Annotated in this window: 19 protein-coding genes; 10 read left to right on the forward strand and 9 right to left on the reverse strand. The window is 69.6% G+C overall.

All coding sequences use genetic code 11. The features are described 5' to 3' along the window. Positions 1–50: 50 nt before the first annotated feature. From rpoZ to SK095_RS15600, 3 genes are all read right to left on the reverse strand, one after another. Positions 51–314 (reverse strand): DNA-directed RNA polymerase subunit omega, encoded by a 264-nt coding sequence (gene rpoZ / locus SK095_RS15590; protein ID WP_136491282.1) that lies wholly within the window; start codon positions 312–314, stop codon positions 51–53. 102 nt (positions 315–416) lie between these two features. After that, positions 417–1,037: a guanylate kinase gene (gmk, locus tag SK095_RS15595; RefSeq protein ID WP_136491281.1), complete on the reverse strand. Its 621-nt coding sequence runs from the start codon at positions 1,035–1,037 to the stop codon at positions 417–419. A gap of 23 nt (positions 1,038–1,060) precedes the next feature. Continuing rightward, positions 1,061–1,924, reverse strand: coding sequence for a YicC/YloC family endoribonuclease (locus SK095_RS15600; RefSeq protein WP_136491280.1), 864 nt, complete (start codon positions 1,922–1,924; stop codon positions 1,061–1,063). A gap of 163 nt (positions 1,925–2,087) precedes the next feature. Here SK095_RS15600 and rph point away from each other — a divergent pair, with 163 nt between their 5' ends. Both rph and SK095_RS15610 read left to right on the forward strand, forming a co-directional pair. Next, complete coding sequence (rph, locus tag SK095_RS15605; RefSeq protein ID WP_136491279.1) at positions 2,088–2,807, forward strand: ribonuclease PH; 720 nt, start codon at positions 2,088–2,090, stop codon at positions 2,805–2,807. Between the two features lie 43 nt (positions 2,808–2,850). Continuing rightward, a complete protein-coding gene (locus tag SK095_RS15610; protein ID WP_136491278.1) occupies positions 2,851–3,219 on the forward strand; it encodes a DUF4870 domain-containing protein in 369 nt (122 codons plus the stop codon). Between the two features lie 51 nt (positions 3,220–3,270). On the opposite strand, the gene SK095_RS15615 is transcribed toward SK095_RS15610, so the two are convergent. Then, a complete protein-coding gene (locus SK095_RS15615) occupies positions 3,271–4,050 on the reverse strand; it encodes an exodeoxyribonuclease III (RefSeq protein ID WP_136491277.1) in 780 nt (259 codons plus the stop codon). Positions 4,051–4,120: 70 nt separating this feature from the next. On the opposite strand from SK095_RS15615, the gene pyrE reads away from it, so the two are divergent. The 3 genes from pyrE to SK095_RS15630 all read left to right on the forward strand — a co-directional run bounded on the left by pyrE (position 4,121) and on the right by SK095_RS15630 (position 7,196). Continuing rightward, positions 4,121–4,762, forward strand: a complete 642-nt coding sequence (pyrE, locus tag SK095_RS15620) for an orotate phosphoribosyltransferase (protein WP_136491276.1) — start codon at positions 4,121–4,123, stop codon at positions 4,760–4,762. A 188-nt stretch (positions 4,763–4,950) separates the two neighbouring features. Beyond that, entirely contained in the window at positions 4,951–6,426 is a 1,476-nt protein-coding gene (locus tag SK095_RS15625; RefSeq protein WP_320546797.1) for a DUF3360 family protein, read from the forward strand. Positions 6,427–6,617: 191 nt separating this feature from the next. After that, positions 6,618–7,196 (forward strand): DUF4124 domain-containing protein, encoded by a 579-nt coding sequence (locus SK095_RS15630; protein WP_372239893.1) that lies wholly within the window; start codon positions 6,618–6,620, stop codon positions 7,194–7,196. Between the two features lie 44 nt (positions 7,197–7,240). Here the strand turns inward: SK095_RS15630 and argB are convergent, their stop codons facing one another. Genes argB through coaBC form a run of 4 tightly spaced genes read right to left on the reverse strand, consistent with a single transcriptional unit; the run spans position 7,241 to position 12,284 of the window. Then, complete coding sequence (gene argB / locus SK095_RS15635; RefSeq protein ID WP_136491273.1) at positions 7,241–8,146, reverse strand: acetylglutamate kinase; 906 nt, start codon at positions 8,144–8,146, stop codon at positions 7,241–7,243. A 17-nt stretch (positions 8,147–8,163) separates the two neighbouring features. Then, on the reverse strand, positions 8,164–10,581 hold the full coding sequence (locus SK095_RS21785; protein WP_414153854.1) for a phosphomannomutase/phosphoglucomutase: 2,418 nt from the start codon (positions 10,579–10,581) through the stop codon (positions 8,164–8,166). Positions 10,582–10,613: 32 nt separating this feature from the next. Continuing rightward, entirely contained in the window at positions 10,614–11,069 is a 456-nt protein-coding gene (gene dut / locus SK095_RS15645) for a dUTP diphosphatase (RefSeq protein ID WP_136491661.1), read from the reverse strand. A gap of 6 nt (positions 11,070–11,075) precedes the next feature. Further along, positions 11,076–12,284 (reverse strand): bifunctional phosphopantothenoylcysteine decarboxylase/phosphopantothenate--cysteine ligase CoaBC, encoded by a 1,209-nt coding sequence (gene coaBC, locus SK095_RS15650; protein WP_320546798.1) that lies wholly within the window; start codon positions 12,282–12,284, stop codon positions 11,076–11,078. Positions 12,285–12,464: 180 nt separating this feature from the next. Here coaBC and radC point away from each other — a divergent pair, with 180 nt between their 5' ends. From radC to SK095_RS15675, 5 genes are all read left to right on the forward strand, one after another. Next, on the forward strand, positions 12,465–13,139 hold the full coding sequence (radC, locus tag SK095_RS15655) for a RadC family protein (RefSeq protein ID WP_136491663.1): 675 nt from the start codon (positions 12,465–12,467) through the stop codon (positions 13,137–13,139). A 220-nt stretch (positions 13,140–13,359) separates the two neighbouring features. Beyond that, entirely contained in the window at positions 13,360–13,596 is a 237-nt protein-coding gene (rpmB, locus tag SK095_RS15660) for a 50S ribosomal protein L28 (RefSeq protein ID WP_090350585.1), read from the forward strand. Between the two features lie 11 nt (positions 13,597–13,607). Next, positions 13,608–13,763 carry a 50S ribosomal protein L33 gene (gene rpmG / locus SK095_RS15665; RefSeq protein WP_090350581.1) on the forward strand — a complete coding sequence of 52 codons (156 nt, stop codon included), beginning with the start codon at positions 13,608–13,610 and terminating at the stop codon, positions 13,761–13,763. 135 nt (positions 13,764–13,898) lie between these two features. Next, complete coding sequence (locus SK095_RS15670; protein WP_320546799.1) at positions 13,899–15,392, forward strand: aldehyde dehydrogenase; 1,494 nt, start codon at positions 13,899–13,901, stop codon at positions 15,390–15,392. Positions 15,393–15,475: 83 nt separating this feature from the next. After that, positions 15,476–16,612: an MFS transporter gene (locus SK095_RS15675; protein WP_320546800.1), complete on the forward strand. Its 1,137-nt coding sequence runs from the start codon at positions 15,476–15,478 to the stop codon at positions 16,610–16,612. A 50-nt stretch (positions 16,613–16,662) separates the two neighbouring features. Here SK095_RS15675 and SK095_RS15680 read toward each other — a convergent pair whose 3' ends face one another. Then, positions 16,663–17,958, reverse strand: a complete 1,296-nt coding sequence (locus SK095_RS15680; protein WP_320546801.1) for an FAD-binding oxidoreductase — start codon at positions 17,956–17,958, stop codon at positions 16,663–16,665. Between the last annotated feature and the right edge of the window lie 226 nt (positions 17,959–18,184).

The following is an 18,184-nucleotide window of genomic DNA, read 5'->3' on the forward strand; positions in this document are numbered from 1 at the left end:
CCAGACCGGTCAGTGCCGGTGATTCAGGCGCGCGACGTCGACCCGGCAATTCAGATCTCCTCGCTGCCGTTTTCCTCGAAGGCGGCGAACAGCGGAGTCTCCTCGACGATGTCTTCCTGCTGCACCACTTCATGGTCGACCAGGCCTTCGGCGATTTCGCGCAGGGCCACCACGGTCGGCTTGTCGTTTTCCCAGGCCACCTTCGGCTCCTTGCCGCCGGTCGCCAGCTGGCGGGCGCGCTTGCTGGCGAGCATGACCAGTTCAAAACGGTTATCGACGTTGTCCAGGCAGTCTTCAACAGTGACGCGGGCCATGGTGTTCCTCGTGATTCAACGGCTGGGCCCGGCAGTCGCCGGGCGGATTGGATAGTCTAAAAAATCGCCAATGGTTAGGGAAGTGGCGAATGCGTCCGGGCGTCAGCGCAGCAGGCGCTCGAGCAGCTCGGCGTGGCGCTTCTGCTGCGAACCCTGGTGCAACTGGCGGGCGCGGAAGATCGCCTTGAGGTCCTCCAGGGCATGGCTGAACTGGTCGTTGATCACCACGTAGTCGTACTCGACATAATGGCTCATTTCGCTGACCGCTTCGCGCATGCGCCGCTCGATGATCTCCTCGCTGTCCTGGCCGCGGTTGTTCAGGCGGTGGCGCAGCGCCTCCTGCGACGGCGGCAGGATGAAGATCGACTGCGCCTGCGGCATCAGCCGGCGCACCTGCTGGGCGCCCTGCCAGTCGATCTCGAGGATCAGGTCGAGGCCCTCGGCGAGGGTGCGCTCGACCCAGCGCTGCGAGGTGCCGTAGAGGTTGCCGAACACCTCGGCGTGCTCGAGGAACTCGTCCTGCTCGAGCATGCCGAGGAATTCCTCGCGGGCGACGAAGTGGTAGTTCACCCCGTCCACCTCGCCCGGGCGCATGCTGCGGGTGGTGTGCGACACCGACACGCGGATCTGCTCGTTGCTGTCGAGCAGGGCCTTGACCAGGCTGGTCTTGCCGGCGCCGGAAGGCGCGGAAACGATGTAAAGGGTGCCGTGGCTGCTGTTCATGGGGGTTTCTGTCACTACCGGAATCACTCGATGTTCTGCACTTGCTCGCGCATCTGCTCGATCAGCACCTTGAGGTTGACCGCGGCCTGGGTGGAGCGCGGGTCGAAGGCCTTGGAGCCGAGGGTGTTGGCCTCGCGGTTGAGTTCCTGCATCAGGAAGTCGAGGCGCCGGCCGGCGGCGCCGCCGGCCTTGAGCACGCGGCGCACCTCGCGCACATGGGTGCTCAGACGATCCAGCTCCTCGGCCACGTCACTCTTCTGCGCCAGCAGCACCAGCTCCTGCTCGAGGCGCTGCGGGTCCAGCTCGGCCCGCAGCTCGGCGAAGCGGTTCTCGATCTTCTGCCGCTGCGCGGCGAGCATCTGCGGCACCAGCTCGCGCAGGCTGTCGACCTCCTTGAGGATCGCCGCCAGGCGCTCCTCGAGCAGGGCGGCCAGGGCGGCGCCTTCGCGCTCGCGGCCGGCCTTGAGTTCGGCCAGGGCCTGCTCGAACAGTGCCAGGGCGGCAGCGTTGAGCGCCTGCGGGTCGGCGGCGTCGGCCACCAGCACGCCCGGCCAGGCCAGCACTTCCAGCGGGTTCAGCGGGGCCGGCTGGCTGATCAGCGCGGCCACCGCCTCGGCGGCGGCGATCACCTGGGCGGCGCGCTCGCGGTCGACCTGCAGGGCCTTGCCGGCGCTCTCCTCGGCCAGGCGCAGGGTGCACTCGACCTTGCCGCGCGCCAGCGCCTGGCGCAGCGCCTCGCGCACGCCGCCCTCGAGGTCGCGGAACGCCTCGGGCAGGCGCAGGTGCGGCTCCAGGTAGCGGTGGTTGACCGAGCGCAGCTCCCAGCTCAGGGTGCCCCAGGGGCCGGCGCTCTCCACCCGCGCGAAGGCGGTCATGCTGTGTACCATGGGCGATCCTCGCATTGGTAAGGGGGCGGGCGCCCGTGGCGCCGCGGATTCGATCCGCCAGTGTAACCCAGGCGCGTCGGCCCCCCAATCGCGGCGGTGGTTCGCCACGCCTGCGGCCCTCTATAATGGTTCGCACTTTCCCCCTCTTCGACAGGACCTGCCGATGAACCGTCCCAGTGGTCGCGCCGCCGACCAGATGCGCCCGATCCGTATCACCCGCCACTACACCAAGCATGCCGAGGGTTCGGTGCTGGTCGAGTTCGGCGATACCAAGGTGATCTGCACGGTGAGCGCCGAGGCCGGCGTGCCGCGCTTCCTCAAGGGGCAGGGCCAGGGCTGGCTGACCGCCGAGTACGGCATGCTGCCGCGCGCCACCGGCTCGCGCACCCACCGCGAGGCGGCGCGCGGCAAGCAGGGCGGGCGCACCCTGGAGATCCAGCGCCTGATCGGCCGCTCGCTGCGTGCCGCGCTGGACCTGTCCAAGCTGGGCGAGACCACCCTGTACATCGACTGCGACGTGATCCAGGCCGACGGCGGCACCCGCACCGCGTCGATCACCGGCGCCACTGTGGCACTGATCGATGCGCTGGCTACCCTGAAGAAGCGTGGCGCGCTGAAGCAGAACCCGCTCAAGCAGCTGGTCGCCGCGGTCTCGGTGGGCATCTACCAGGGCCAGCCGGTGCTCGATCTGGACTACCTGGAGGACTCGGCGGCCGGCACCGACCTCAACGTGGTGATGACCGACGCCGGCGGCTTCATCGAGGTGCAGGGCACCGCCGAGGGCACGCCGTTCCAGCCCGAGGAACTCAACGCCATGCTGGCGCTGGCGCGCAAGGGCATCGACGAGCTGTTCGAGCTGCAGCGCGCCGCGCTCGACAACTGAGACCGGCTGCGGCCGGGCCGGCGCCTGGTCCGGGAGGTGTGCGATGAACGACGAGCAACTGCCGGCGCCGCCCGGCCCGGACGCCGAGGCGCGCAAGTGGGCGATGCTCTGCCACTACGCGGCCTTCGCCTGGCTGCTGGCGCCGATGATCGGCAACGTCATCGGCCCGCTGCTGGTCTGGCAGCTCAAGCGCGAGAGCGATCCCTACGTCGACGCCCAGGGTCGCGAGGCGCTGAACTTCCAGATCACCGCGAGCCTGGCGCTGCTGGTCTGCGCGACCCTGTCGTGGGTGGCCTTCCCGCTGGCCGCGCTGGTCAGCGTGGGCGCCCTGGTGCTCACCGTGATCGGCGGGATCAAGGCCAACGAGGGCCGCGCCTGGCGCTATCCGTTCTGCATCCGCTTCCTCAGGTAGCGGACATGAAAAAGCCGACCCGCGGGTCGGCTTTTTCGTCGCTGCGGCCGCTCAGATGCTCAGCGTCCAGTCGTAGTCGACCACCAGCGGCGCGTGCTGCGAGAAGCGCGGCTGGCGCGGCAGCTGGGCGCTGCGCACGCTGCGGCGCATGCCGGGGGTGAGCAGCTGGTAGTCGAAGCGGAAGCCGAGGTTGAGCATCTGCGCCTGCTCGGTGTCCGGCCACCAGCTGTATTGCTCGCCCTCGCGGCTGACCTCGCGCAGGGCGTCGACGTAGCCGAGGTTGCCGAACACCTCGTCGAGCCAGGCGCGCTCGGGGGCGAGGAAGCCCGGCGCCTGCTGGCAGTCGCGCCAGTTCTTCACGTCCAGCTTCTGGTGCGCCACGTACAGCGAGCTGCAGTAGATGTACTCGCGGCGCTTGCGGCGCTGCTTGTTCAGGTAGCTGGTGAAGTCGTCCATGAACTTGAACTTGGCGTTCAGGTCGGCGTCGCCCTTCTGACCGCTGGGCATCAGCAGGCTGGCGATGCTGACCTTGTCGAAGTCGGCCTGCAGGTAGCGCCCGTAGCGGTCGGCCTGCTCGAAGCCCAGGCCGAAGATGATGGCCTTGGGCTGCAGGCGCGAGTAGATGGCGACGCCGCCCTGGCTCGGCACTTCGGCATCGACGGCGTACATGGTGTAGCCGTCGAGCTGCCAGGCGGGGTCTTCCATGTCATAGCACGAGGCGCGGGTGTCCTGCAGGCAGATGACGTCGGCGTTCTGGCTCTGCAGCCAGCCGAGCAGGCCGCGCTCCACCGCCGCCTGCATACCGTTCACGTTGACACTGACAATCCGCATAAATGGCCCCTGAAAAAACCTGTGTGTATGATACCCGACTTTCCTGTTTTTTGGCGGAATCGGGCATCTCATGCAAGCATATCAACGCGAATTCATCCGCTTCGCCATCGAGCGCGGCGTGCTGCGCTTCGGCGAGTTCACCCTCAAGTCCGGGCGCACCAGTCCCTACTTCTTCAACGCCGGGCTGTTCAACAGCGGCCTGGCCCTGGCGCAGCTCGGCCGCTTCTATGCCGAGGCGGTGCAGGCCAGCGGCATCGACTTCGACGTGCTGTTCGGTCCGGCCTACAAGGGCATCCCGCTGGCCAGCGCCACCGCCATCGCCCTGGCCGAGCAGCATGGCCGCGACCTGCCCTGGTGCTTCAACCGCAAGGAGGCCAAGGATCACGGCGAGGGCGGCACCCTGGTCGGTGCGCCGCTGGTCGGAAAGGCGCTGATCGTCGACGACGTGATCACCGCCGGCACCGCGATCCGCGAGGTGATGCAGATCATCCAGGCGCAGGGCGCACAGGCGGCCGGCGTGCTGATCGCGCTCAATCGCGAGGAGCGCGGCCAGGGCGAACTGTCGGCGATCCAGGAAGTCGAGCGCGACTTTGGTATACCGGTAGTGAGCATTGTCTCGCTGACTCAGGTGCTGGATTATCTGGCGCAGGATGAACAGCTCCGCCAGCACCTGCCGGCGGTCGAGGCGTACCGCACGCAATACGGAATCTGACCGGTACACGAAGTTTCAGGCCATACAACAACTATTAGAAACTCATTTTTGGATTGGCATGCCAGTTCAAGGCCTGCCAGGCGGTCATGTACGGACATGGCCGTCATGTCACAAGAATAAAAAAGATTAGTCGCGCAGGCTGCGCCATGGCTGGCCTGCATCTCTAACCTTTTCGAATAGTTGAACGTATGACCGACAATAATCAGAAAAGTTACCGCGAACTGCATAAGCCCAAATCACAGTTCGGATCGCGGGAAGAATATCTCGAGCACGAACTGACGATCATGTCGCCGCGGCGCTGGGGCATCAACCTGCCGCTGCGCGACTACCGCTTCGAGCTGGAGGACTGGGTGCCGGCGATGGCCGCCACCATCGGCAAGATCGTCATGGTCGCCGCGGTGGTGGCCGCCTTCGCCGCGCCACTGGGGCTGTCCAACGAGTTCGTCATCGAGAACGCCCGTTACGAGATGCTGATCGCCGCGCTGCTGTTCGTGGTGCTGTTCTCCGGCATCCTCAACCCGGCGGCCAACCTGGCCGGCACCCACGGCCCGCTGATTCCGCTGATTCCGCTGATCGTCGCCTCCGGTGGCCACCCGATGGCGCTGGGCATCATGGTCGGCGTGCTCGGCTTCATCCTCGGCATCAGCAAGGGCGGCAGCCTGCTGGCGCGGCTGACCAGCGACGGGGTGTGCGGCGGCCTGCTGCTGTACCTGGGCTTCATCGGCGTCACCTCGCAGATCAAGAGCCTGTTCGCCTGGGCCGGCGGTTTCGACATGGGTTATCTGGCCTTCGTGATCGTCTTCGCCACCATCGTCATGTATGCCTATCTCGAACATATCCGCATGCGCTGGCTGGCCATTCCGCTGGGCGCGATCATGGCCGCGGCAATTGCCTTCGCCCTCGGTGCGCCCTTCGAGTTCAAGACCGAGCCGGGCATTCCCAACCTGAATCCGGCCTACTGGTGGGGCGAGGACAGCGGCTGGCAACTGGGCCTGCCGGAGTTGCAGCACTTCATCGCCGTGGCGCCCTTCGCGGTACTGGCGGTGGCCATGTGGTCGCCGGACTTCCTCGGCCACCGCATCTTCCAGGAACTGAACTATCCGCCCAAGGCCAAGAAGGTGCTGATGAACATCGACGACACGATGTGCATCGCCGCGGCGCGGCAGATCGTCGGCACTTCCCTGGGCGGCGGCAACCTGACTTCTTCCTGGGGCACCTACATGGTGCCCGCGGCCATCGCCAAGCGGCCGATTCCGGCCGGCGCCATGCTCACCGGCCTGCTCTGCGTGATCGCCGCGCTGTGGGGCTACCCGATGGACCTGGCGATCTGGCCGCCGGTGCTCAGCGTGGCCCTGCTGGTCGGCGTCTACCTGCCGCTGCTGGAGGCCGGCATGCAGATGACCCGCGAGGGCAAGACCTCGCAGTCGGCGGCCATCGTGATCTTCTCCTCGGCGCTGGTGAACCCGGTGTTCGGCTGGTCGCTGACCATGCTGCTGGACAATCTCGGCCTCATCGGTGACAAGGAGCGCGGCCAGAGCCTCGGCCATCGCGATCGCTGGATCATCCCGGCCGCGGTGTTCCTCATCCTCTGTGGCGTGATGGCGGCGATCGGCATGTTCCCGGGCATTCCGGCGCTGCTGGAGTCGTTCCGCGGCCTGGCCTGATCGGCTGCTCCGCGGCAGACAAGGGGGAGCCTCGGGCTCCCCTTTGTCGTTTTGCCGAACCGCTTCACGCTCTGCCCGTCCCGCGCTTTTGTGGCGCGGCGACGGGGCGGGTATCCTGCGAGATCGGCAGGCGATGTTCCGGGCAGCGGTTGTCCGGTTGGGAGAACGAGGTGAGAGGCTGAGCGATGCGGATGGGGAACGTGCTATTGCTGCTGCTGGGGCTGCTGGCCGCGACGACGGTGCAGGCCGAGCTGTATCGCTACGTGAACCGCCAGGGGGTGGTGGTGCTGGACCGCCAGGGCGTGCCCCCCGAATACGTGGCCAACGGCTACGAGGTGCTCAACGACCAGGGGCGGCTGATCCGCGTGGTGCCGCGCGCGCCGACCGTCGAGGAGCTGCGCCGCCAGGCCGATCAGGCGCGCCAGGCGCAGGCCGATGCCCAGCTGCGCCAGCGTTACGCCAGCCTCGCCGACCTCGAGCAGACCCGCGCCCAGCGTCTGCGTGACATCGACTCCTTCGCCGGGGTCAACCATGCCAACCTGCAGAGCGTGGACGGCCAGTTGGCCTCGCTGGAGCGCCAGGCCGCCGCGCGCCAGCGCGCCGGCCAGGCCGTGCCGGCGGGCCTGCTCAAGCAGATGGAGGACCTGCGCCTCGAGCGCGGCCGCCTCGAGAGCGAACTGCGCCGCCTGGACGGGGTGCGCAAGAGCGTGGAGGCGGAGTTCGCCGCCGACCGTGCGCGCCTCGAGCAGCTGCTCGGCGCCGGGCGCTGACGCCGCAGCGGGTGACGCCGCTCCCGGAGGAGCGGCGCTGGCCCTCAGCCCTGGCGGGCGTTGCTGATCAGGGTGCCGACGCCGCTGTCGGTGAAGATCTCCAGCAGCACGGCGTTGGGCACGCGGCCGTCGATGATGTGCGCGCTGTGCACGCCACCCTGCACGGCCTCGAGGGCGCAGCGGATCTTCGGCAGCATGCCGCCGTAGATGGTGCCGTCGGCGATCAGGCCGTCGACCTGCTCGGTGGACAGGCCGGTCAGCACGTTGCCCTGCTTGTCGAGCAGGCCGGCGGTGTTGGTCAGCAGCATCAGCTTCTCGCACTTGAGCGCCTCGGCCACCTTGCCGGCCACCAGGTCGGCGTTGATGTTGTAGGACTCGCCGTCCTCGCCGACGCCGATCGGCGCGATCACCGGGATGAAGTCGCCGGCCACCAGCATGTTGATCAGCTCGACGTTGACGCCGACCACCTCGCCGACGTGGCCGATGTCGATGATCTCCGGCTGGGTCATCTCCGGGGTCTGGCGGGTGACCTTGAGCTTCTTCGCCTTGATCAGGCCGGCGTCCTTGCCGGTCAGGCCGATGGCGCTGCCGCCGTGCTGGTTGATCAGGTTGACGATGTCCTTGTTGACCTGGCCGCCGAGGACCATCTCCACCACGTCCATGGTCGCGGCGTCGGTGACGCGCATGCCGTCGATGAAGTGGCTCTCGATGTTCAGGCGCTTGAGCAGGTCGCCGATCTGCGGGCCGCCGCCGTGCACCACCACCGGGTTGATGCCGACCGCCTTCATCAGCACGATGTCGCGGGCGAAGCTGGTCTTCAGCTCGTCGCTTTCCATGGCGTTGCCGCCGTACTTGACCACCAGAGTCTTGCCGCTGAAGCGGCGGATGTAGGGCAGGGCCTCGGCGAGGACTTTGGCTACCTGTTCGGCAGCTTCACGATTGAGGGGCATGCTGGGCTCCAGTGATGTCAGAAGGGCAGGTCCAGGTCGGGGGCCACGGCCTTGAGCTTGGCGTGGAAGACCTGCTGGATCCGCGAAAGTTCAGCGGCGTCGTCGGCCTCGAAGCGCAGCACCAGCACCGGGGTGGTGTTGGAGGCGCGCACCAGGCCCCAGCCGCGGGGGTAGTCGACGCGCACGCCGTCGAGAGTGAACAGGCTGGCCTCGCCCCACTGCGTGTCGCGCTGCAGGGCCTCGATCAGGGCGAACTTGCGCTCGTCGCCGACCTTGATGTTGATCTCCGGGGTGGACAGGGCGACCGGGAAGTCGGTGAACACCTCGGCGGCGCTGCGGCTGTCCAGGCTGAGGATCTCCAGCAGGCGTGCGGCGCTGTAGATGCCGTCGTCGAAGCCGTACCAGCGCTCCTTGAAGAAGATGTGCCCGCTCATCTCGCCGGCCAGCAGGGCGCCGGTTTCCTTCATCTTGGCCTTGATCAGCGAGTGGCCGGTCTTCCACATCAGCGGGCGGCCGCCGTAGCCGCGGATCAGGCCGGCCAGGCCGCGGGTGCACTTGACGTCGAAGATCACGTCGGCGCCGGGATTGCGGCTCAGCACGTCGCGGGCGAACAGCATCAGCAGGCGGTCGGGGTAGATCATCTCGCCTTCGTTGGTCACCACGCCGACGCGGTCGCCGTCGCCGTCGAAGGCCAGGCCCAGGTCGGCGCCGGTGGCCTTGACCGCGGCGATCAGGTCGCGGAGGTTCTCCGGCTTGCCCGGGTCCGGATGGTGGTTGGGGAAGGTGCCGTCCACCTCGCAGAACAGCGGGATCACCTCGCAGCCGAGTTCCTCGAGCAGTTGCGGCGCGTTGACGCCGGCCACGCCGTTGCCGCAGTCGACCACCACCTTGAGCGGGCGGGCCAGCACCACGTCCTCGACGATGCGCTGCTGGTACTGCTCGAGCGGTGCGCTCTGGCTGTGCGTGCCGCTGCCGCTGGCCAGGTCGCCGTCCTGCAGGCGGCGGTAGAGGGCCTGGATGCGTTCGTTGGCCAGGGTCTCGCCGGCGATGACGATCTTGAAGCCGTTGTAGTCCGGCGGGTTGTGGCTGCCGGTGACCATCACCCCGCTGCGGGCGCCGAGCACGTGGGTGGAGAAGTACAGCACCGGAGTCGGCAGCATGCCGACGTCGGTGACGTGGCAGCCGCAGTCCTGCAGGCCGCGGATCAGCGCCTCGGCCAGCTCCGGGCCGGACAGGCGGCCGTCGCGACCGACCACCACGGCGGGCTCGCCGCAGGCCAGGCTCTCCGAGCCGATGGCGCGGCCGATCCAGTAGGCGGTTTCGCTGGTCAGGCTGTCGCCGACCACGCCGCGGATGTCGTAGGCGCGGAAGATCGCGGCCGGCAGTTGCGGGACGTTGGAGGTGTTCATCGGGGCGGGAGGCTCCATCGGAGTGGGCGACAGGCTGTCGCTGTCGAGCAGGTCGAAGACGTCCGCCGCCAGCGGTTCGCCGGCGGGCAGTGGTGCGGGTGCGGCCGGCTTGGCGGCCGGTTCGCTGGTCGGCAGGGTGGCCAGCAGGGCATCGAGGTCGCCGAGGCCGTCGCTCGGTGTCCGCGCGGCGGGGATGAGCGGTGCGGGAGCCGGTCGCGGCGGTTCGCGGCGGCGCTGCAGGGCCGCGCCACCGAGGGCACCTGCCAGCCCCAGCAGGCCGGCCAGCAGTCCCTGCCAGGGCGCCGGCGCGGCCGGCTGCAGGGCGCTGCCGGGGCGCAGGGAGAGCTGCCAGTGCGGGTGGGCGGTCGGCCAGCTGTGCGCTTCGCCGCCGCCGTTGCCGCGCGCCAGCAGCAGCTGCGCCGGGCCGTCGGGATACTGCTGCAGCAGCTGCAGTTCGCCGACCTCGGCCGGCAGCGGCGGCAGGCGTTCGAGCAGCTGCTGCAGGTCGCGTACCAGCAGCAGGGTGCCCTGCACCCGGCCGCCGGCATCGGCGACCGCGGCCGCGCTGTACAGCAGCCAGCGCTCGCCGACCCGGTAGGCCTCGGGGGCTGGCGGTGGCCCCTGTTCGGCGCGGCGCAGCAGGTCGAGGGCGGCGAAGTTGAGCGGTGCCGCCCGCGATTCGTCGATCTGGGCGGCGCCGACCCGGTTGAGCTGGGCGTCGATCAGGTCGCTGCGGTGAGCGAGCAGGTGCCGGGTGGCGGCCTCTCGACTGGCGGGGTCGCCGGCCAGGGCGGTGAGCAGCTCGGCCTGGCCGGCGGCGTCGCGGGTGTCCCGGCCGAGCTGGTGGAGGCCCTGCTGCAGGGCGCCGAGCGGACCGGCGGCCCAGGCGGCGAGCAGTTGCTGGCGGTTTTCCGTGCTGGCCTGCTGCCCGGCGTGGAGCAGCAGGCCGCTGCCGGCCAGCAGGCCGAGCAGGCTGCCGGCGGCGACCGGCAGGAGGCGGGTGCGCAGGAGGGAGGTCGACTTCATGGGCGACTCGGCGCGAAGGGGTGGAAGAACGCTCAGTGGCGACCGCTGTGGCCGAAGCCGCCGGCGCCGCGCTGGCTGTCGTCGAACTGCTCGACCAGCTCGAAGCGCGCCTGCACCACCGGCACCAGCACCAGCTGGGCCAGGCGCTCGCCGACGGCGATGGTGAAGGCGCTCTGCCCGCGGTTCCAGCAGGACACCATCAGTTCGCCCTGGTAGTCGGAGTCGATCAGGCCGACCAGGTTGCCGAGGACGATGCCGTGCTTGTGGCCCAGGCCCGAGCGCGGCAGGATCAGCGCGGCCAGTCCCGGGTCGGCGACGTGGATGGCCAGTCCGGTGGGGATCAGCACGGTCTGTCCGGGCTCGAGGGTCAGCGCCTCCTGCAGCATGGCGCGCAGGTCGAGGCCGGCGGAGCCGGGCGTGGCGTACTCGGGCAGCGGGAAGTCGCGGCCCAGGCGCGGATCGAGGATGCGGGCTTGCAGTGTGTGCATCGGGAGTCAGTTCCGGTGGTAGCGTTCGGCGATGAAGGCGATCAGCTGGCGGGCGATCTTGCCCTTGCTGGTCTGCGGAAAACTATTCTGCGCGAGCTGGCGGTCGATGATGGTGATCGCGTTCTCCTCGCTGTTGAAGCCGATGCTCGGGTTGGCCACGTCGTTGGCGACGATTAGGTCGAGGTTCTTGTCCCTGAGCTTGCGCGCCGCGTAGTCGAGCAGGTTCTCGGTCTCGGCGGCGAAGCCGACGCTGAACGGCCGGTCGGCGCGGGTGGCGAGGGTGGCGAGGATGTCCGGGTTGCGCACCATGCGCAGGGTCAGGCCGTCGTCGCTGCCCGGGTCCTTCTTCATCTTCTGCGCGGCGACCACCTCGGGGCGGTAGTCGGCCACCGCGGCGGCGGCGATCAGGATGTCGCAGGGCATCGCCGCCTCACAGGCGGCCAGCATGTCGCGGGCGCTGGCCACGTTGACCCGGCTGACCCGCTGCGGGGTGGCCAGGTGCACCGGGCCGCTGACCAGGGTCACCGCGGCGCCGGCCTCGGCGGCGGCCTCGGCGAGGGCGAAGCCCATCTTGCCCGAGCTGTGGTTGGTGATGTAGCGCACCGGGTCGATGGCTTCCTGGGTCGGTCCGGCGGTGATCAGCACCCGGCAGCCGGTGAGCAGGCCGCGCTCGAAGCAGTCGGCGGCGCGTTGCGCCAGCTCGTCGGCCTCCAGCATGCGCCCGGGGCCGACGTCGCCGCAGGCCTGGCTGCCGGCGCCGGGGCCGAACAGGCGCAGGCCGCGCTGCACCAGCAGCTCGGCGTTGGCCTGGGTCGCCGGGTCGCGCCACATCGCCTGGTTCATCGCCGGGGCCAGCGCCACCGGGGCGTCGGTGGCCAGCACCAGGGTGGTCAGGAGGTCGTCGGCGATGCCCTGGGCCAGGCGCGCCATCAGGTCGGCGGTGGCCGGGGCGATCAGCACCAGGTCGGCCCAGCGGGCCAGCTCGATGTGGCCCATGGCCGCCTCGGCGGCCGGGTCGAGCAGGTCGTTGAACACCGGGTGGCCGGACAGCGCCTGCAGGGTCAGCGGGGTGATGAACTCGCGGGCGGCGCGGGTCATCACCACGCGCACTTCGGCGCCCTGGTCGCGCAGCCGGCGGATCAGTTCGGCGCTCTTGTAGGCGGCGATGCCGCCGCCGACTCCCAGGACGATGCGTTTACGCTGCAACCGCTGCATGAGCCTGCCTTTTTATTCTGCGATGGAGGTGGATTGCGCGGCGTCGCGAACGGGGTCACAACGGCCGGCGCCGGGTTGAAAATCGGGCGGGCTAAGATAGCACAGCGCCAGTCGCGCCGGCAGCGCAGCCGGGCGGGCGCCGGCCGCCATGGGGGCGCGCCGCACACAGGGAGGTGGGGAATGAGCATCCGGGACTGGCCGGCCGCCGAGCGGCCGCGGGAGAAGCTGCTGGCGCAGGGCGCCGCAGCACTGAGCGATGCCGAGCTGCTGGCGATCTTCCTGCGCACCGGGGTGGCCGGGCGCAGCGCGGTGGACCTGGCGCGCCACCTGCTGGCCGAGTTCGGCGGCCTGCGTCCGCTGCTGGAGGCCGGGCTGGACGACTTCAGCGCCCATCTTGGGCTCGGCCCGGCCAAGTACGCCCAGCTGCAGGCGGTGCTGGAGATGGGCCGCCGCCACCTGGCCGCGCGCCTGCAGCGCGACTCGGCGCTGGAGAGCCCGCAGGCGGTGCGCGACTACCTCAAGGCGCGCCTGCGCCACGAGCCGCACGAGGTGTTCGCCTGCCTGTTCCTCGACACCCGCCACCGCGTGCTGGCCTTCGAGGTGCTGTTCCACGGCTCGATCGACGGCGCCAGCGTCTACCCGCGCCAGGTGGTCAAGCGTGCCCTGGCACACAACGCCGCCGCGCTGATCCTCACCCACAATCATCCCTCCGGGGTGGCCGAGCCCAGCCAGGCCGACCGCCAGCTGACCCAGAAGCTCAAGGAGGCGCTGGCGCTGGTCGAGGTACGGGTGCTCGATCATTTCGTGATCGGCGACGGCGAGCCGGTTTCGCTCGCCGAGTACGGCTGGATCTGACAGAATGCGCGGCCTGTTTTCCTTGCCCGTCCGGTGGTCGGGTGCGCTGCATCTGCCTTGCGGGTGCGGCGGCTTTCTGCTATAAAACTGCGCTCTTTTCTGGGGCCCGACCTTTCAGGCCGTTGGCGCGGTCGGTAAGACCCCCGAAGAAACTGAGATTCATAGCGATTCAAGCGGCCAACCCATGCCGGGTTGGGCATGTGGTCAAGAGGGCTGAGGTATGTCGAGAGTCTGTCAAGTGACCGGTAAGGGTCCGGTTACCGGGAACAACATTTCCCACGCTAACAACAAAACCCGTCGTCGTTTCCTGCCGAACCTGCAGTACCATCGTTTCTGGGTCGAGTCCGAGAAGCGTTTCGTGCGTCTGCGCGTATCGGCCAAGGGCATGCGCGTCATCGACAAGCGCGGCATCGACGCCGTGCTGGCTGAAATCCGCACCCGCGGCGAAAAAGTCTAAGGAGCATCATCATGCGTGACCTGATCCGTCTGGTGTCCAGCGCCGGTACCGGCCACTTCTACACCACCGACAAGAACAAGCGCACCACCCCCGAAAAGATCGAGATCAAGAAGTACGATCCGGTCGTTCGCAAGCACGTGATCTACAAGGAAGCCAAGATCAAGTAATTGATCCGGCCCTTGAAGAAGAAACCCGCCCCTCGTGGCGGGTTTTTTCTTGCCGGCGATTTTTCCCCGCCGGCTTGCGCAGCTTTTCCCCCAGCGGCCATGATGTTCCGACCAACCGCATCCGGAGCACAGGACATGAGCAATCCGAGCCGCATCGAATGGGAACACCGCGCCAGCATCCTGAAGATCGAGGGGCGGGCCTTCGTCCATGGCGAGTACGCGCCGGCGGCGTGCGGCGCGACCTTCGACTGCATCAGCCCGATCGATGGCCGCCTGCTGGCCCAGGTGGCCAGCTGCGACGGCGCCGACGCCGAGCGGGCGGTCGCCGATGCCCGCGCCGTCTTCGAGGCGGGAACCTGGTCGCGGATGGCGCCGGCCAGGCGCAAGGCGGTGCTGCTGCGCTTCGCCGGCCTGCTCGAGGCCCACGACGAGGAGCTGGCGCTGCTCGAGACCCTCGACATGGGCAAGCCGATCGGCGACGCCCTGAAGGTCGACCTGCCGGCCGCGGTGCGCGCCATCCGCTGGTGCGCCGAGGCCATCGACAAGCTCTACGACGAGGTGGCGCCGACCCCACACGACCAGCTGGGGCTGGTCACCCGCGAGCCGGTCGGCGTGGTCGCCGCCATCGTGCCGTGGAACTTCCCGCTGCTGATGGCCTGCTGGAAGCTCGGCCCGGCGCTGGCCGCCGGCAACTCGGTGGTGCTCAAGCCCTCGGAGAAGTCGCCGCTGACCGCGATCCGCATCGCCCGCCTGGCGGTCGAGGCCGGCATCCCCGCTGGCGTGCTCAACGTGCTGCCCGGCTACGGCCACACGGTCGGCAAGGCGCTGGCGCTGCACATGGACGTCGACACCCTGGTGTTCACCGGCTCCACGCGCACCGCCAAGCAGCTGATGATCTACGCCGGCGAGTCGAACCTGAAGCGTGTGTGGCTGGAGGCCGGCGGCAAGAGCCCGAACATCGTCTGCGCCGATGCCCCTGACCTGCGCGCCGCCGCCCGTGCCGCGGCCAGCGCGATCTGCTTCAACCAGGGCGAGGTGTGCACCGCCGGCTCGCGCCTGCTGGTGGAGGCCTCGATCAAGGACCAGTTCATGACCCTGCTGCTCGAGGAAGTGCAGCGCTGGCAGCCCGGCCACCCGCTCGATCCGGCGACCAACGTCGGCGCGCTGGTCGACGAGCAGCAGCTCAATACCGTGCTCGGCTACATCGCCGCCGGCCACGCCGAGGGCGCCCAGCTGCGCTGCGGCGGCGGCCGGGTGCTGGCCGAGACCGGCGGGGTGTTCGTCGCGCCGACGGTGTTCGACGGGGTGAGCAACGCCATGAAGATCGCCCGCGAGGAGATCTTCGGCCCGGTGCTGTCGGTGATCGCCTTCGACGACCTCGACGAGGCCATCCGCATCGCCAACGACACCCCCTACGGGCTGGCCGCCGCGCTGTGGACCGGCAACCTGTCCAAGGCCCACCTGGCCGCCAAGGCGCTGCGCGCCGGCAGCGTGTGGATCAACCAGTACGACGGCGGCGACATGACCGCGCCGTTCGGCGGCTTCAAGCAGTCGGGCAACGGCCGCGACAAGTCGCTGCACGCCTTCGACAAGTACACCGAGATCAAGGCGACCTGGGTCAAGCTGTAAGTCCGCCGGCCGGCGGGCCTGAAGACGGCCGGGCTTCCCGTTACGGGAGGTCCGGCCGCGTCGTTGTGGCGAGGAGGGCAGGCGTGCGCTGGGCTACCTACTGTGCGGTGACCGGAGCGGTGGTGCTGGTCGGCCTGGCCCTGGGCCTCAGCCTGCCGCTGGTGTCGCTGCGCCTGGACGCCTGGGGCTACGGCCAGTTCGCCATCGGCGTGATGGCGGCCATGCCGGCGCTCGGCGTGCTGCTCGGCGCGCGCCTGACCCACGCCTTCGCCGCCCTGTGCGGCACGCCGCGCAGCCTGCAGCTGAGCCTGCTGCTCAGCGCCCTGTCCGTGGCGGCGCTGGCGCTGTGGCCGGACTACGGGCTGTGGTTGCTGCTGCGCCTGCTGCTGGGTGTCTCGCTGACCGTGGTGTTCGTGCTCGGCGAGAGCTGGATCAACCAGCTGGCCAGCGACGCCTGGCGCGGCCGCCTGGTGGCGCTGTACGGCACCGGTTTCGCCCTCAGCCAGCTGTGCGGGCCGCTGTTGCTCGGCGTTCTCGGTACCGCCGGCGACCAGGCGCTGTGGCTGGCCGCCGCGCTGCTGGTGGCCGGCTGCCTGCTGCTGCTCGGCCGCGGCGGCGCGCCGCAGGTCGGCCACCAGGCGCTGGCCGGCGGCGGCCTGGCGGCGTTCTGCCGTGGCCAGCCGGCGATCGCCTGGGCGGTGGTGCTGTTCGCCGCCTTCGACGCCCTGGCGCTGACCCTGCTGCCGGTGTACCTGCTGCACGAGGGCATCGCCCAGGGCCGCGCGCTGCACATGCTCGGCGCGCTGGTGCTGGGCAACGCCCTGCTGCAGCTGCCGCTCGGCCTGCTCGCCGACCGCCTGCCGCGCCCTGCGCTGCTGCGCGCCTGCGGCCTGCTGCTGCTGGCCAGCAGCCTGGCCCTGCCGCTGGCGCTGCATTCGCCGCTGGTCTGGCTGCTGCTGCCGCTGCTGGGGGCCAGCGCCGGCGGGCTGTACACCCTGGCGCTGGTGCTGGTCGGCGCGCGCTACCGCGACGACGCCCTGGTGCGCGCCAACGCCCACATCGCCCTGTTGTGGGGGACCGGCTGCCTGCTCGGCCCGCTGTCCACCGGCGCTGCCAGCCAGTGGCTGAGCGGTCACGGCCTGCCGCTGCTGCTGGCCGGCGGCGCGGCGCTGTTCCTGGTCCTGGCCCTGCGCCGCGGCGCCTTCGAGCTGCGCGTGTAGGGGGCGAATTCATTCGCCCGACGCCCCGCCCAAGGCGAATGAATTCGCCCCTATAGGCGCTCCTTGAGGCGCTCCCAGAGCATGCCGAGGGCCAGCAGCGGCGCGCGCAGCAGCGGGCCGCCGGGGAAGGTCGGATGCGGCACGCGGGCGAACAGGTCGAAGCCGCTGCTGTCCTCGCCGTGGATGGCCTGGGCCAGCAGCTGCGCGGCCAGATGGCTGGCGTTGAGGCCGTGGCCGGAGTAGGCCTGGGCGTACCAGACGTTCGGCTGGTCGGGCAGGCGGCCGAGCTGCGGCAGGCGGTTGGCGCCGATGCCGATCATTCCGCCCCAGGCGTAGTCGATGGCCACGTCCGCCAGCTGTGGAAACACCCTGAGCATCTTCGGCCGCATGTAGGCGGCGATGTCCGCCGGATCGCGCCCGGAGTAGTGGCAGGCGCCGCCGAACAGCAGGCGGCGATCGCGCGACAGCCGGTAGTAGTCCAGCGCCACGCGCTGGTCGCACAGCGCCATGTCGCGGGGGATCAGCTGCCGCGCGCGTTCCTCGCCCAGCGGCGCGGTGGCGACGATGTAGCTGCCGGCCGGCAGCACCTTGCCGGCCAGCTGCGACTGCAGGCCGGCGAGATAGGCGTTGCAGGCGAGGATCAGCCGGTCGGCGCGCACCACGCCGTGCGCCGTGTGCACGCGCACCTGCGCGCCGTAGTCGATGCGTGTCGCCGCCGAGCGCTCGAACAGCCGCGCGCCCAGGCCCGTCGCCGCCGCTGCCTCGCCGAGGGCCAGCTCGAGCGGGTGCAGGTGCCCGGAGCCCATGTCGATCAGCCCGCCGCAGTAGCGGTCGGAGCCGACCACCTGGTGCATCTCGCCCGGCTGCAGCAGGCGCAGTTCGTGGCGGTAGCCCAGCTCCAGCAGTTCGTCGCGGGCCTGGCGGAAGCCCTCCAGGTGCTCGGGGCGGTTGGCCAGGTCGCAGTAGCCCCAGCGCAGGTCGCAGTCGATGGCGAACTCCTCGATGCGCCGGCGCACCAGCTCGACCGCCTCCAGGCCGTACAGCTTGAGGCGGCGCACGCCGGCGTCGCCGAGCAGCGGGCGGAAGCGCTCGACGTCGTGGCCGACGCCGCGGATCAGCTGGCCGCCGTTGCGCCCGCTGGCGCCCCAGCCGATCAGCCGCGCCTCCAGCAGCACCACCGCGTAGCCGCGGCGGGCCAGCTCGATGGCGCAGTTCAGGCCGGTGTAGCCGCCGCCGACGATGCACACATCGGCGCGCGTTTCCCCCGCCTGTGAAGGTAACTCCAGGTGACGGTTGACGCTGGCGGCGTACCACGATGGGGCATGCTCGGGGCTGTGGCTGGGCATTTGGGTAACAGGCAGTGGCTGAGCCCTCAGCATAGGCCGGCAGGGCGCGGCGACCAACAGCTGCCGGACGCCCCGCCGGCTGCGGCCTGCAGGGAGAGACGCGGATTTTTTCATGGAGTTTTCTGCCGTTATCCTGCAGAAAGGCAGGTGAAAGGCCTGTCATTCGCTTCGGCAGCGATGCTGATCTGGTGGATTCGCTATCCCGGCCTGAATAATCACTGCGACC

The organism is Pseudomonas sp. AN-1 (assembly GCF_034057115.1).
In the GTDB taxonomy this organism is placed as follows: domain Bacteria; phylum Pseudomonadota; class Gammaproteobacteria; order Pseudomonadales; family Pseudomonadaceae; genus Geopseudomonas.

Bases quoted from the DNA above. Each gene is read 5' to 3' on its own strand.
- rpoZ (WP_136491282.1), bottom strand. From the start codon at position 314: ATGGCCCGCGTCACTGTTGAAGACTGCCTGGACAACGTCGATAACCGT.
- gmk (WP_136491281.1), bottom strand. From the start codon at position 1,037: ATGAACAGCAGCCACGGCACCCTTTACATCGTTTCCGCGCCTTCCGGC.
- SK095_RS15600 (WP_136491280.1), bottom strand. From the start codon at position 1,924: ATGGTACACAGCATGACCGCCTTCGCGCGGGTGGAGAGCGCCGGCCCC.
- rph (WP_136491279.1), top strand. From the start codon at position 2,088: ATGAACCGTCCCAGTGGTCGCGCCGCCGACCAGATGCGCCCGATCCGT.
- SK095_RS15610 (WP_136491278.1), top strand. From the start codon at position 2,851: ATGAACGACGAGCAACTGCCGGCGCCGCCCGGCCCGGACGCCGAGGCG.
- SK095_RS15615 (WP_136491277.1), bottom strand. From the start codon at position 4,050: ATGCGGATTGTCAGTGTCAACGTGAACGGTATGCAGGCGGCGGTGGAG.
- pyrE (WP_136491276.1), top strand. From the start codon at position 4,121: ATGCAAGCATATCAACGCGAATTCATCCGCTTCGCCATCGAGCGCGGC.
- SK095_RS15625 (WP_320546797.1), top strand. From the start codon at position 4,951: ATGACCGACAATAATCAGAAAAGTTACCGCGAACTGCATAAGCCCAAA.
- SK095_RS15630 (WP_372239893.1), top strand. From the start codon at position 6,618: ATGGGGAACGTGCTATTGCTGCTGCTGGGGCTGCTGGCCGCGACGACG.
- argB (WP_136491273.1), bottom strand. From the start codon at position 8,146: ATGCCCCTCAATCGTGAAGCTGCCGAACAGGTAGCCAAAGTCCTCGCC.
- SK095_RS21785 (WP_414153854.1), bottom strand. From the start codon at position 10,581: ATGAAGTCGACCTCCCTCCTGCGCACCCGCCTCCTGCCGGTCGCCGCC.
- dut (WP_136491661.1), bottom strand. From the start codon at position 11,069: ATGCACACACTGCAAGCCCGCATCCTCGATCCGCGCCTGGGCCGCGAC.
- coaBC (WP_320546798.1), bottom strand. From the start codon at position 12,284: ATGCAGCGGTTGCAGCGTAAACGCATCGTCCTGGGAGTCGGCGGCGGC.
- radC (WP_136491663.1), top strand. From the start codon at position 12,465: ATGAGCATCCGGGACTGGCCGGCCGCCGAGCGGCCGCGGGAGAAGCTG.
- rpmB (WP_090350585.1), top strand. From the start codon at position 13,360: ATGTCGAGAGTCTGTCAAGTGACCGGTAAGGGTCCGGTTACCGGGAAC.
- rpmG (WP_090350581.1), top strand. From the start codon at position 13,608: ATGCGTGACCTGATCCGTCTGGTGTCCAGCGCCGGTACCGGCCACTTC.
- SK095_RS15670 (WP_320546799.1), top strand. From the start codon at position 13,899: ATGAGCAATCCGAGCCGCATCGAATGGGAACACCGCGCCAGCATCCTG.
- SK095_RS15680 (WP_320546801.1), bottom strand. From the start codon at position 17,958: ATGCCCAGCCACAGCCCCGAGCATGCCCCATCGTGGTACGCCGCCAGC.